Raw genomic sequence first — 12,758 nt, forward strand, 5'->3', positions numbered from 1 at the left:
ATAAGTTTGTTTATTGGAAGGAAAATTCACGATATACGAATGTCAACTAAAGGAATGACACTAAAAAAGTTATCAGATTTGACTGGACTTGCAGTAATTACTATAAGCAAATATGAAAGTGGTGAAAGAACTCCAGGGAGAGAAAATTTAAAGAAAATTGCAGATGCATTAAATGAATCATTGGAATATTTCTATGGATTTTAGTTTGTAACATTTTTCAGAAAGTACGTAAAGTGTTGAAAATAGCGGGTTTAAAGGTGGTAATAACAAAAAGTGTAACATAAAATGGCGATTTGTAACGTAAAAAAGCTGGTAATGTTACAAAAATGTTACACCTCAAAAACCGCACTACGCAAGGCTTTACAGTATATATTATATATATAATATATTAATGTAACATAATATATAAATATATATATTACACATGAGTAAATATAATATAACATATATGTATATATACTATGTATTTTTCAAAAAACGTTACACATAAGAAAATCTCTGAAAGCATTGGCATATAAGGCTTGTAGCTGTAACATTGCAATGTTACAAACGTTACAAAAAACGTTACATTGGAAGGAGTAAAATTGCTGTGGATATAGACAACATAAGGCTTTACAAGCAAGAGATACAAAAAATCGAACAACAAGAAAAACAAGCGATTTTGAGCAAAAAGTGGACTGAATTAGCAAGATTAAGTGCTAAAAGGGAAGATTTTAAGCATAAAATTGAAGAAATTGAACATAAAAATTAAAGCAAGGTGATAAAATGAAAGAAAATATATTTAAAAAAACTGAATATGCTCTATATAATTATAAAAATTTAGAGATTAAGATAAAAAATATTGAGATAGATATAGAAAATTTAAAAAATGATTACACTGGAATAACCGCAATAAGCTATGAAGAAAAATCAAGTCCTACATTCAAATTCAATAGCTCTGTAGAAAATGAAGTTGTAAAAAAAGAAAAATTAATAAAGCAACTTGAAGGAGTTAAAGAATATAATCTTAATTTAAAAAGGAAAATAGATAATGCATTGAAGTGCTTAACAAGTGAGTCTTATAAATTAGTAGAATTAAGGTATTTTACTCAACCTAAAAAAACATGGGTTGCAATAGGAAATGAGATAAAAATGGACAAAGATTATTGTTGTAAAAAGAGATGTGAGATAATAAATAAACTAGCAGAGTTGATTTACAGTTATTAAACTGTTTAAGAGCTGTTTTAAAACTGTAAGTTAACATTTTCTTAGTATTGAAGTGTTATATAATAATATCATAGAAAGTTTAAAAACGATGCCTTAGGAATTTAGCCCTAGGGTGTCTTTTTTATATTAGAAAATGTGTAGTGTGTACAGCGCTAGAAAGGAGGTAGTAAATGAAAGATGATATATTAACCACAAAAGAAAGTACGCTGGTGTCGCTCCTTATAGAGGGCTTAAATATAACAGATATAGCAAAGCAATTAAAAGTAACACGAAACACTATATATAGTTGGATGAATAAGGATATTGTTAAGGCTGAGCTTGACAAGCGCAAGCAAGAGTTATCACGCCAAGGTAACCGCTTAATAATGAAGGATATGGCTATATATATAGATAATATAAAGGTTCTAGCAAACGACAAGAGCGATAAAAGAGTTTGTTTGGCTGCTAATCAGTACTTACTCAATAGAGTTATGGGTGTGCCTACTGCCTCTATAGGTGATGGTACACAAGATGATAATAGTAACGGCACTGATATATTAGAACTTGAAGCAGAGTTAAAGAAGTTTAAAGTTAAGTATAAGTAAATGTATAAACTATTGCATAAACAATGTATAATTATTTTTAAATTGTATAAATATTAAAAACTTTATGCATAAAACTAAACATTGTAAGTTACATATGTATAAGAATGGCTTAACTGTGCGATTTATAAGCTATTTCCTTATTTCGATAAAACTTTATTTGACGAAATTAGAATTTTTAAATTGCATAGAGCCGGGTACATTCTAAATCGACGACGGCTCAGATGCCCGGTGAGGGACTCTACATTTTCTGTGATATTTTTAAAAGTCAGGAAGGATAATCCTTTATTTTGTAGAATTATGTTAAATAAAGGAGATGTTAGTATGTATATCGAAAAGAAGTATTCACATAATAGAAAGGATTTTATTGATTATTTTTGTGTTAAAATTAGAGTTATAACGAATTCTCAAACTAGTATCCCATTTTTAAGAAAAACAGACGATTTAGTTGACAAAGGGACAAGATGGATTAATATTAAAAATCTAAATGATAAAGAATTTCTAAAGCAAAAAAATATTGATTACATTGAGAATGATAATGAAGTTATTAAAGAAAAAGAAATTATACCTATTGGGTTGTTTAACTTTAATGATGAAGATAACTTTAATTATGGGGAATTGCTTCTATGGTATGTGGGGTCTGAAGATTCGTATAAGGCTGAGTATATAATAAAAAATATAGAAAAGGCCATAAAAATTAAGTATGAGGCTTTGAAGTTCAAAGATAAATGTATTAAAAATGAAAAAGAAAAAATTAATTTAGATTGATGATAGAAATTATTATGCTAATATTGTAGTTTTATGCCAAGTATTTTATATTATTTATGACAGATTAATCTATAAAAAGGAGATGTTATTATGAATAATGAGGATAATAAGAATAAAGAGATAAGGCAAAATGATAATAAATCTAATGAAAAGAAAAATTTTACTCGTGACATTAATTCAGAGCCACCAGCTGGTACAAAACCTAAAAGTCCTAAAAAACAAGGTTAAAAACCGAAATGAGTAATAAAGAAATAGTGGAATTAATTAAATTTATACCTAATATATTTATATATATTGTACCGGGATATTCATTCTTTAAAGTTAGTAGTTTTATTTTGTCAAAAGAATTAATTAATGATAAAGAAGCTATTATTAAGTATGTGTTAATGAGTTATGTTATAGTTAATATAGTGAAATTGTTTATATGGGTTGATATAAATTCCCCAATATTTATTATTGTAACTTTGCTAATGTCAATTTTATTTGCATTTATATATTCTAAAGGTATTAGATGTGATAAGTTTGATAGGTTTTTACAAAAATTATCAATTAAAAAGACTTACACCATAGATGTATGGGATGATATTGAAAGAATAAATAAAGAATATAATGGTTATTGGATAACTATATATATTGATAATGAAAAGGTGTATTATCAAGGTATTTTAAAAAAGTGTCAAGAACAACAAAAGGAAAAAGATTATTATATATTTCTAAAAAAATATCGAATGTGTACCTATAATTTAGAAACAGTAGAGGATTTTACTGATAATGATAAATATTGGGTAGCAATTAAAGCTAATGGTATAAGTAGAATGGAAATTGAATATTATCCGAAAGAAAATAAAAAGAGCTCATAATAGGGCTCTTTTTTAATATACAAAATTAAGTGAGGTGAACTATATGTTTGTTTGGAATGTTAGTGACAATAAGAAAACAAAGCAATTAGAAATAACACATAAAGAAAGCATTGAGGAATTGCAGGAATGTATAGAAGCTGCTGACATACTTAAATTACCATTCACTATCATTAAAAGGAATTTGGGCTCAAATGAAAATGAAGTTTATTTTTATTATTTTTATCTCGATTTAAGGAATGACGGACATGGACTTTCAGAATGAAGACGAACAAAACAACTACTTGCTCTTTAAATACTTGCAGAAAGTAGGCTTTTCAGAAGATGCAGCAGCCAGTATGATCCTTAAGCGTAGTTCTAACCTCTTTGGTTATCACGGACTTGCTTACGAGCTCGGGAGAATTTCTCTCGAGTTTTTTTGTATGTATTTTCTTCAGGACACTTTTCTACCCAAAGAAAATAACACTGCTGCTCCTATAGCTGATGTTCATAGAGAGATTTGGAGTGACTTAGAACATAGTATTATTGGTGATGGTCCAAATCAAATAGGAAGAATACTTCCAAGAGGTACAGGAAAGTCTGTGTTCGGAACGTATTCCGCTGCTTGCTGGTGTCATGCATATGCAATTAAAAAATATACCTTGATTTGTTCAGACATAGGAAGTACTGCTGAAAAGTTTATCAAGGATATCAAGAACACTTTTCTGGAGAATAAGTATATTGAAAAAGCTTTTGGAAAGTTGCTTGATGATAGAGATAAGCGATATGTATGTAACTCAACTCAGCTAGAGTTTACCAATAAGACATTTATAGAAGCTATTTCCTCCAGTTCTCCAATGCGTGGCCGTAAATATGGGAATTGTAGACCAGACTTAATACTCCTTGATGATTATCAGAGTGAAGATGATGTACGAACTGAGGATGCAAGGGAGAAAAAGTGGAAGAGGTTTTCGGATGATGTTAAGTATGCGGTACAAAAAGAAGTTAAAAGAGCTGGAATAGTAATAAAAAAAGGTACCACACTTATAGCTCTTGGAACTTTGCAACATAAAGAATGTTTTTATAGCCGACTTCTTAAGCAGCCGACATGGAAATTTAAAAAAGAGAAGGGTGTTTTGATTGATGATATAGACACATATTTCAATAGTGGCTTATGGAAACAATTTAAAGACATCCTTTTTAATTTTAAGAATGAAACTCACCTTGAGGATGCCAAAGAATTTTATTATAGTCACGAGAAGGAAATGCAGTTTCCTTTGTTGTGGGCTGAATTTTGGGACTGTCTCGACATGGCTCTTTCATATTATGAAAATCCAAGTAGTTTTAAACAAGAGGTTCAGGGTGATGTTGATTCTATAGGCGAAAAGTGGTTCAAAACAGTTGCTACAGAAAATCGGCAGGAAATTGAAACACATAATTTCATAAAAACAATGCTTCTCGTGGATCCTGCTTCAACTGCAAAAACTAAATCCGATTATTCTGCCTATCTTGTTGGTTCTCAAGCGGATAATAACTTGAAGTATGCACGTAAAGCGGAACTTGCAAAAATAAATGCAAGGACTGATTTTGATAAATATGTGGATCATATGATTGAGCTTTTGAAGAAATATCCAGAAACAACTCATGTGTATATTGAAAAAAATACCTTCAATGGAGCTGATGCGAACCAATTGGAGCTTAAAATTAATAAAGATGGTGCTTTAAGGTTCAGAGGTATTGAAATTATTAATGAAAGTCAGAGGAAAAATAAAGATGATAAGATCAGTACAATAATTCCTTACATGAATAAAGGACAGATTGTATTTTGTGAGGAAGATAAGGAATTTACAGATCAGATTCTCGACTTCAGGGGACAAAAGTTTAGTGTTCATGATGATGCTCCAGACATTACAGCGGAGTTCTCAAATAGAATTGAAAATATAAAAGTTGTGCAGTATGCAAGTTTCGTTGATCGCAGAAAATTAGGAATTTAAGGAGGTATAGAACTTGAAAATTGGTGATAAAGAAGTTGAGCAGATTATTGTTGTTGGAAAAGATAATGAGGTTATAGCAGTAATATCGGATTCTGAAATTATACAACATGAAAATTATAAAGTTATATTAGATTCTGCACCTTGTAAAAATAGTTAGCCTAAATTATTATTTGTACTTTTATCAGGATTTGATACTGGTGTATCTACACCGTTTATTTTGCTTACGTGATAATTATTGTAATTTCCTTTATTGATTTCATTTACAAATTGTTGTCTAGTCATATCAACATTTGTATAGTTATCATGAAAATTTGTATTTCTTCCTGTAGGAGTTTCACTTGTTACTGTAACTCGTTTTCTTGACATAAGATCACCTCATTAATAATGGCACAGAATCTAGTTAAATTTTACCACTAAATAGGACAAACTGTAAGGAGGTTGAAAAATTGGCTTTAGATATGAATTTAGTACAGGAATGTTACGGAGAATTTTCAGCTAAGAAAGTTATTTACGATAAAATGTATGCTTATTATAAAGGCGATACTGATGCAATGGCAAATTATAAGATGGTTACTGAGAGGTCCAATAATAAAACTCCATGTAATTTTATTAAGAAGTTTACTAAGGAAGAAGTGTCGTACAGTGTTGGCAATGATATAACTTATACAAGTAAATCTGGTGATGCTAATATAATAAATGACATGAAATATTATCTTGCACATTGGAGCGAAAAGCATGATAGTGATTTAGCTAAAAAGATGCTGATCTATGGGTACGCTTTTGAACTTTATTATATAGATAAAGAAAACCAATTTTCAAGTAGAATAATATCACCGAGGAAAGGATATGCCTATACTGATGATTTTGGTAATGTTCTTTTTTTTATGCATATTTTTACTAAGAAATTTGATTTGAATACTTATGTTGATGTATATGACAGCGAATTTATATATCATTATGATAATGATTTTAGTCAAATAAGTAATCCAACCCCACATATTTTCGGAGTTGTACCTGTTGGAATTGCGAAAGTTTCTGAGGAGCTTGAAGATGATACAATTTACAAGGATATTAAGGGACTACAAGACGCTTATGAAACTAATTTAAGTGACATAAGCAATGAAATATCTGATTTTCGTAATGCTTATTTAGCTATTAGTGGTTTCAAGATAAAAGATGAAGATACTGACACTATGAAGGAAAAAGGAATAATTGAAATACCAGCAGCTGATGGCAAAGCTGTTTGGCTTATAAAAAATATAAATGATAGTTTTATACAAAATACATTGACCACTCAAGAAGATAAAATGTATCAACTAACTTCTCATATTAATCATAATGAGAAGATGCAAAGTAATTTGAGTGGTGTAGCGCTTAGGAGTAGACTTATTTCTTTGGAGGAGAAATGCAAGTTAAATCAAAAATCCATAACCGATTGTATAAAAACAAGGTTGAAAATGTTATTTATATTCTTAAAATGGCTTAAAAATCTTGATTATGATTATAGAGATATAAAAGCTAAATTTACACCTAATATTCCACAAGATGATCTTAACAGTGCACAAATAGTTAGTCAACTTGGGGATAAATTAAGCCTTGAAACTGCATTAAGTTTATTTAGTTTTGTAGATAATCCCAAAAATGAAATAGAAAAAATAAAGCAGGACCAGGAGGCTAATAGTATTGGAGCCGATTTATTGAATAATGGTGGTGTGGGAGATGAACAAAGTAAATGATCAGTATAGAAAAATGATAGAGCAAGTTCATAAAGATGGTGAAAGTATAGTGAATAATTCTATGAAGCCGGTTTATGAGCAACAAAAGGCTGCACTTGATGATTTACACAACTATATAGGTAAGCTTTTTATTAAATACGGTAAAGATGGATTATTACAACTTACAGATACGCAGAAGAGAAATATTAAGCAGCAGGTTAGTCAAAAATTAGAATCCATGGCTAAGGAGCTTGGACAAAATGAAATAAAAACAGTAACTTCCGCTTTAGGTGAAGCATATAAGGATTGCTATTATAAGCAAGCATATGTCTTAAGTTCTGGCGGTGATGATAATGGCTGATATTGATTTGGATTTTTCTATATTAAAGCCTGAATATATAGATGCGGCTGTAAATAATAAATTGGATGGACAAACATTTAGTAATCGTATTTGGCAGAACAAGGCTAACATGATTGATAAGCTTCAAGGTTCAATTCTTGATGCAATGCAGGGGAATACAACCATTGATAAAGTAGGAAAAGATATTCAGCAGACTTTTAATGTATCAGCTTATGAAAGTCAGAGATTAGCCACAACGGAACTTACAAGGGTACAAGCACAGGCGAGTCAAGATATTGCTACTAATACAGGATTAACAAAACATATGTGGTCAGCTACATTAGATACTCATACGTGTGAGGAATGTGCTGAGTTAGATGGTAAAATATTTGATATAGATGATGATAGTTCTCCTGAAATGCCATTACATCCGTTAGATAGATGTTGCTGGATTAATGTACCGTTTGATGGTTGGCAACCTTCTGTAAGAAAAGATAATATGACTAAGGATATTATTGATTATCAAGATTATAATAATTGGTTAAGTGATATTGGAGATGTTGAAAGTAAAAATCATGGATCAAAGATAGATATTACAGATATTGCAATAGATAAAGTTCCTATCGTAGATATAATAGGATTTGATGATAATCAAAATAAGTTATTACAGCAAAAGCATCAGAAATTATTAAAAATAGCACAAGGTGATAACGATAGTAATGAAGTATTAAATGTTCTTACTACCGATTTTTATAATGAAGCTATGACATTAGGGAGTCAAAATGGTGTCGATCCAGGGGGCAACCCTCAGGCTGTTGCGTTAATGAGAACTGCTACAGAAAATAGTGTTGGATGGATACATAATCATCCGGGAGGAAGTACTTTTTCTTATACAGATATAGGACAATTTTTAAAGCCTCAGCTTAAATTTATTACTATAGTAACTAATCAAGGCAAAGTTTTTGTACTGGATAAAAAAGATAGCTTTAATTTTGCTGGTATATATGCTAAAATTAAAGAAATAAAGAATAAATATGGTGGGACAGTTACAAACGAAAATCACGATTTAATAGTTAATGATATATTAAAGATGATTACTAAGTATGGAGTTAAATATATAAAGTGAGGTGGTTATATTGGATAATGATTATAAACTTCCAAAATTAGATGATAATTCTAAGGAAAATATAGATCTTTTGGAAAAGCAATTAGAGGAAGAATATCAAAGGCAACTAAAAAATGATAAAAATAAAAAAGAAAATCAATAAGAGCACTTGCTAAGTGAAATAGTAGGTGCTTTTATTATGTCTAAAATTAAAGTCTTAGAAATAAGGCTTTTTTATTTTATAAAAAATTAATTGCGTTCTTAGTTTGCAAGAGTTAAGAGGGCACAGGAGGTAAAAATATTATGAAAAAAAGTGAATTAATAAAATTAATTGAAACATTGAAAGATGATGATGATATTGACGAAGCAGTTTCTAAAAGTGATTTAGGTAAGGCACTTGCTTCAAGTGGTTTAACTTTAGATGCTTTTAAAAGTAAAGTTGAAAATGACAAGGATTTTAAGGCTTACATGGATTCTGAAAAAGACAAACACTCTAAAAAATCTTTTGAAACTTGGAAAACAAATCATCTTCAAGAGCTAGTCTTGGAAGAATATAAAAAACAGCATCCTGAAGCTGATCCTAAAGACACCGAACTTGCAAACATGAAAGCTGAAATTGAACAAATGAAAAAAGAAAAACTTAAGGAAACATTAACTAATAAAGCTTTAAAAATTGCGACTGAAAAGAATTTGCCTGTAGATTTGATTGATTTTGTAATTGGAACTGATGAAGAAACAACAAAACAAAATCTTGATACTCTTGTAGCTATATTTAGCAAGCATGATGAAACATTGAAAGCACAAATACTTAAAGATAACACATACATTCCACCAACAGGGGGTGGAGCAGACACAACGCAAAATCCATGGAGTAAAGAACATTATAATTTAACAATGCAAGGAAAACTTTTAAGAGAAAATCCAGAACTTGCAAAAAAATATATGGCAGAAGCCAAGAAATAGAGAGGAATGATTTTAAATGGCAACAACACAAATAAGCGATATTATAGTACCAGAGGTTTTTAATCCTTATGTAGTACAAAAAACAATGGAACTTTCAGCACTTTACAATAGCGGTATAGTAACAAACGACGCTGAACTTGATGCACTGGCTTCAAGTGGAGGAAAAATTTTAAATATGCCGTATTTTAGTGATTTAACTGGTGATGATGAAGTACTTTCTGATAGTGGAGCATTAACACCTCAAAAAATTACTGCTGGACAAGATCAAGCCATTCTTTTAATGAGAGGTAAGGCATGGTCAGTAAATGATTTGGCAAAGGCATTAAGTGGTGCTGACCCAATGGCAGCAGTAGGAAATTTGGTTGCTGGATATTGGGCTAGACAAATGCAAAAAACTCTGATTTCAATATTAAATGGAGTTTTTGCTTCGGCTACAATGGCAGGGAATGTACTTGATATTTCAGCTGCAACAGGAGATGCAGCACTTATTACTGGTGAGACATTTATTGATGCTACACAAAAGTTGGGAGATGCAAAAGAAAATCTTACAGCTGTAGGAATGCATTCAATGACTGTTTCATATTTAGCTAAGAAAGATTTAATTGAAACAATAAGAGATAGCGAGGGTAATGTCGTACTTAAATCCTATATGGGTAAGACTGTTATTGAAGATGATGGCTGTCCTGTAGATACTACCAATGGAATTTATACAACTTACTTATTTGGGCAAGGAGCTGTTGGACTTGGAAATGGTAATGCACCAGTACCTACAGAAACAGACAGAGATACACTTGCTGGAAATGATATTTTAATTAATAGAAAACATTATATATTACATCCAAGAGGTATCAAATTTACGAATTCAAGTGTAGCAGGAGCTTCTCCTACTAATACAGAACTTGCTACAGCTGCAAATTGGAGTAGAGTTTATGAAAATAAGGCAATAAGAATTGTAGAATTTAAACATAAAATAGCTTAGGAATATTTCTTAGGCTATTTTTTATAAGGAGGAATTTACATGGGATTGGCTGGTTTTAATCTTAGAAGAAGGGAACAGACTAAAAAAGAAAAAGAAGCAAAGGTTGATTATGATAGTTTGACTTTAAATGATTTGAAGCAAATTGCAAAAGAAAAGAATGTTAATAATTATTCTAATATGAAAAAGGATGATCTGATAGCTGAACTTAGGAAAATTGAAGGTGCTAGGTGATGGCTGTCTTAGATGATGTGAAAATATTAAAAAACATTGCTGACACTAATAGGGATAACGAAATTAATATATATATTAGACGTGCCACAACACTTATAGGAAACTATTTAAATTTAGATAGTAATGCCACTGATATAGAAAACACATACCAAGACGCTTGTATAGCTTATGTAATGGAACAACTGAGCAAAAAGGGTAATGAAGGTATAAAACAATATAGCCAAGGATCTGAAAGTGGTACTTATGGAAGTGAGTTAAGTGAAAATGTAAAAGCATTATTACCAGTGCCATATGCAAGGATGATGGGATAATGAAACAAGATGATGTTATAACTTTATATAAAAAAACAGAAGGACACCAAGATTCTCACGGAAGTTGGGTTCCAGGTACTAATGAACCACTAAAGGATATTTATTGTGATGTGCAACCATATTCTCAGGAGCTCTTATTAAAACAATATGGCTATAACATTGAGGTTAATAAAAGAATTTTTATAGACCACATTGATGATGATATTAAAATTGGTACTACGTTAAGTTGTATAAACCAGCAAGGAGTAACTGAAAATTATGAGGTTAAAGCTATTCCTTGGAATAAAGGACATATGGAGGTGGTTTGTCTTGGAGTTTAAAAGCAATATTCCGGAAGTATTAAATGCATTGGAAAGAAGTAAAAAAGAAATTTGTGAAACAATAGGAACCTTTGTTGAGGGTGAAGCTAAATTAAGGGCACCAGTAGGAGATAGAGCTGACGGTGATACTCATCCAGGATTAATGAGACGAAGTATTACACATGAAGTAAATCCCGATAATAGCGGGGTTAAAGTAGGCACTACTCAAGAGGCTGTTAATAGCAAAGGTCAACCTTATGCGGTTTTTGTTGAAAAAGGTACCTCTAAAATGGCAGCACAACCTTTTTTGGAGCCAGCTTGTTTAGATAATATAAATAAATTAGAGGAAATAGCAGGCCAGAAATTATCAATAAATATGAACAAATAAAATTATTTTTGAGAATTATTTTTATTTAAATATTCAATTAATAGTTTTTCAATTATTGTGCTTACATCTGTATTTTCTTGAATTGCTTTAATTTTAATATCTTTTATAACTTTTTCATCTAAAGTTGTTGTGAATTTTTTACGTGTCATAAATAGCACCTCCTAAAATCATTATAGTGTATATACGTAAATAAGTAAATACACTTGATTTAATACGTATATACGTATATAATTATAGGTAAGGGGATGATGTTTATGGTACATAGAATAAGTGGAATATACAAAATAACAAATTTAGTAAATAATAAAGTTTATATAGAACAAAGTGTGAACATAAGAAAAAGATGGAATCAACATGTATTGGAATTAAATAAAAACATACATCCTAATATTTATTTGCAAAGTGCATGGAATAAATATGGTGAAATTAATTTTAAATTTTCAATATTAGAGGAAACGGGTAATCTAAATGAGGCTGAAATAAAATGGATAAAATATTATAGTTCAAATAATAGAAAATTTGGCTACAATTTAGATGGTGGTGGAAATAAAAATAAAACTATTTCAGAAGAAACTCGCCGTAAAGTATCAGAAATAAACAAAGGTAGAAAAAGGTCAAAAGAAACAAGAGACAAAATATCACAATCAAGGAAAGGCAAATATGGTGGAAAAAACAATCCTCGTTATGGAGTGAAACTACCTAAGGAAATCAGAGATAAAATATCAAAATCTCTAAAAGGCAATATTCCTACTAACAAGGGCAAAAGTATGTCGGAAGAGTTTAAATTAAAAGATAAATTGGCACACTTAGGGAAAAACATGAAATTAAATCAAAACCAGATATCAGAAATTAGAGAAAAATATGCCACAGGTGAATATAATCATAAAAAATTAGCAGAAGAATACAACATTGGCGGTACAACAGTTAGTTACATTGTAAATTGTAAAGGTGCATATAAGAATAGGTAGGTGATGAGCAATGTTAAGTTTGTATGATGTGGTATTTAGTTTGATTAATCCTGTAGTGCCAAGCTATGCAGAGC

23 protein-coding genes are annotated in these 12,758 nt (G+C 30.4%); 21 read left to right on the forward strand and 2 right to left on the reverse strand.

Annotation, left to right across the window (positions count from 1 at the left end; all coding sequences use genetic code 11):
- The first annotated feature begins 6 nt into the window (after positions 1-6).
- The 10 genes from LQK79_RS03765 to LQK79_RS03810 all read left to right on the forward strand — a co-directional run bounded on the left by LQK79_RS03765 (position 7) and on the right by LQK79_RS03810 (position 5,542).
- A complete protein-coding gene (locus LQK79_RS03765; RefSeq protein ID WP_231015598.1) occupies positions 7-204 on the forward strand; it encodes a helix-turn-helix domain-containing protein in 198 nt (65 codons plus the stop codon).
- Between the two features lie 385 nt (positions 205-589).
- On the forward strand, positions 590-751 hold the full coding sequence (locus LQK79_RS03770) for a hypothetical protein (RefSeq protein ID WP_231015599.1): 162 nt from the start codon (positions 590-592) through the stop codon (positions 749-751).
- A 14-nt stretch (positions 752-765) separates the two neighbouring features.
- Positions 766-1,206, forward strand: coding sequence for a hypothetical protein (locus tag LQK79_RS03775; RefSeq protein WP_231015600.1), 441 nt, complete (start codon positions 766-768; stop codon positions 1,204-1,206).
- Between the two features lie 170 nt (positions 1,207-1,376).
- Positions 1,377-1,790: a helix-turn-helix domain-containing protein gene (locus LQK79_RS03780; RefSeq protein WP_231015601.1), complete on the forward strand. Its 414-nt coding sequence runs from the start codon at positions 1,377-1,379 to the stop codon at positions 1,788-1,790.
- A gap of 321 nt (positions 1,791-2,111) precedes the next feature.
- Positions 2,112-2,555, forward strand: coding sequence for a hypothetical protein (locus LQK79_RS03785; protein WP_231015602.1), 444 nt, complete (start codon positions 2,112-2,114; stop codon positions 2,553-2,555).
- 90 nt (positions 2,556-2,645) lie between these two features.
- Entirely contained in the window at positions 2,646-2,783 is a 138-nt protein-coding gene (locus LQK79_RS03790; protein WP_231015603.1) for a hypothetical protein, read from the forward strand.
- An 8-nt stretch (positions 2,784-2,791) separates the two neighbouring features.
- Positions 2,792-3,415 carry a hypothetical protein gene (locus LQK79_RS03795; protein WP_231015604.1) on the forward strand — a complete coding sequence of 208 codons (624 nt, stop codon included), beginning with the start codon at positions 2,792-2,794 and terminating at the stop codon, positions 3,413-3,415.
- Positions 3,416-3,458: 43 nt separating this feature from the next.
- Positions 3,459-3,677, forward strand: a complete 219-nt coding sequence (locus LQK79_RS03800) for a hypothetical protein (RefSeq protein WP_231015605.1) — start codon at positions 3,459-3,461, stop codon at positions 3,675-3,677.
- Positions 3,661-5,385, forward strand: a complete 1,725-nt coding sequence (locus LQK79_RS03805; RefSeq protein WP_231015606.1) for a hypothetical protein — start codon at positions 3,661-3,663, stop codon at positions 5,383-5,385. The genes LQK79_RS03800 and LQK79_RS03805 overlap by 17 nt, the downstream gene beginning before the upstream one ends.
- 13 nt (positions 5,386-5,398) lie before the next feature.
- Positions 5,399-5,542, forward strand: a complete 144-nt coding sequence (locus LQK79_RS03810) for a hypothetical protein (RefSeq protein WP_231015607.1) — start codon at positions 5,399-5,401, stop codon at positions 5,540-5,542.
- On the opposite strand, the gene LQK79_RS03815 is transcribed toward LQK79_RS03810, so the two are convergent.
- The gene (locus LQK79_RS03815) at positions 5,539-5,751 is read right to left on the reverse strand and encodes a hypothetical protein (protein WP_231015608.1); all 213 of its coding nucleotides are present in this window, start codon (positions 5,749-5,751) and stop codon (positions 5,539-5,541) included. The genes LQK79_RS03810 and LQK79_RS03815 overlap by 4 nt on opposite strands.
- Before the next feature lie 92 nt (positions 5,752-5,843).
- Here LQK79_RS03815 and LQK79_RS03820 point away from each other — a divergent pair, with 92 nt between their 5' ends.
- The 10 genes from LQK79_RS03820 (at position 5,844) to LQK79_RS03860 (ending at position 11,716) form a co-directional block, all read left to right on the forward strand.
- Complete coding sequence (locus LQK79_RS03820) at positions 5,844-7,121, forward strand: phage portal protein (RefSeq protein ID WP_231015681.1); 1,278 nt, start codon at positions 5,844-5,846, stop codon at positions 7,119-7,121.
- Positions 7,105-7,461, forward strand: coding sequence for a hypothetical protein (locus LQK79_RS03825; protein ID WP_231015609.1), 357 nt, complete (start codon positions 7,105-7,107; stop codon positions 7,459-7,461). Before LQK79_RS03820 ends, LQK79_RS03825 begins: the two co-directional genes overlap by 17 nt.
- A complete protein-coding gene (locus LQK79_RS03830; RefSeq protein WP_231015610.1) occupies positions 7,454-8,566 on the forward strand; it encodes a minor capsid protein in 1,113 nt (370 codons plus the stop codon). The genes LQK79_RS03825 and LQK79_RS03830 overlap by 8 nt, the downstream gene beginning before the upstream one ends.
- Before the next feature lie 10 nt (positions 8,567-8,576).
- Positions 8,577-8,708, forward strand: coding sequence for a hypothetical protein (locus LQK79_RS20820; RefSeq protein WP_269144047.1), 132 nt, complete (start codon positions 8,577-8,579; stop codon positions 8,706-8,708).
- 140 nt (positions 8,709-8,848) lie between these two features.
- A complete protein-coding gene (locus tag LQK79_RS03835) occupies positions 8,849-9,508 on the forward strand; it encodes a DUF4355 domain-containing protein (protein WP_231015611.1) in 660 nt (219 codons plus the stop codon).
- A 16-nt stretch (positions 9,509-9,524) separates the two neighbouring features.
- The gene (locus tag LQK79_RS03840; protein WP_231015612.1) at positions 9,525-10,487 is read left to right on the forward strand and encodes a major capsid protein; all 963 of its coding nucleotides are present in this window, start codon (positions 9,525-9,527) and stop codon (positions 10,485-10,487) included.
- A gap of 39 nt (positions 10,488-10,526) precedes the next feature.
- Positions 10,527-10,718 carry a Rho termination factor N-terminal domain-containing protein gene (locus LQK79_RS03845; RefSeq protein WP_231015613.1) on the forward strand — a complete coding sequence of 64 codons (192 nt, stop codon included), beginning with the start codon at positions 10,527-10,529 and terminating at the stop codon, positions 10,716-10,718.
- Complete coding sequence (locus LQK79_RS03850; RefSeq protein WP_231015614.1) at positions 10,718-11,029, forward strand: phage head-tail connector protein; 312 nt, start codon at positions 10,718-10,720, stop codon at positions 11,027-11,029. Before LQK79_RS03845 ends, LQK79_RS03850 begins: the two co-directional genes overlap by 1 nt.
- Positions 11,029-11,349: a hypothetical protein gene (locus LQK79_RS03855; protein WP_231015615.1), complete on the forward strand. Its 321-nt coding sequence runs from the start codon at positions 11,029-11,031 to the stop codon at positions 11,347-11,349. The genes LQK79_RS03850 and LQK79_RS03855 overlap by 1 nt, the downstream gene beginning before the upstream one ends.
- On the forward strand, positions 11,339-11,716 hold the full coding sequence (locus tag LQK79_RS03860) for an HK97-gp10 family putative phage morphogenesis protein (RefSeq protein WP_231015616.1): 378 nt from the start codon (positions 11,339-11,341) through the stop codon (positions 11,714-11,716). The genes LQK79_RS03855 and LQK79_RS03860 overlap by 11 nt, the downstream gene beginning before the upstream one ends.
- A gap of 2 nt (positions 11,717-11,718) precedes the next feature.
- Here the strand turns inward: LQK79_RS03860 and LQK79_RS03865 are convergent, their stop codons facing one another.
- Positions 11,719-11,865: a hypothetical protein gene (locus tag LQK79_RS03865; protein ID WP_231015617.1), complete on the reverse strand. Its 147-nt coding sequence runs from the start codon at positions 11,863-11,865 to the stop codon at positions 11,719-11,721.
- A 105-nt stretch (positions 11,866-11,970) separates the two neighbouring features.
- On the opposite strand from LQK79_RS03865, the gene LQK79_RS03870 reads away from it, so the two are divergent.
- Positions 11,971-12,684: an NUMOD3 domain-containing DNA-binding protein gene (locus LQK79_RS03870; protein ID WP_231015618.1), complete on the forward strand. Its 714-nt coding sequence runs from the start codon at positions 11,971-11,973 to the stop codon at positions 12,682-12,684.
- Positions 12,685-12,758: the final 74 nt, after the last annotated feature.

Origin of the sequence: Clostridium guangxiense (assembly GCF_021043395.1) — a bacterium.
GTDB classification, from domain to species: Bacteria; Bacillota; Clostridia; order Clostridiales; family Clostridiaceae; genus Clostridium_S; species Clostridium_S guangxiense.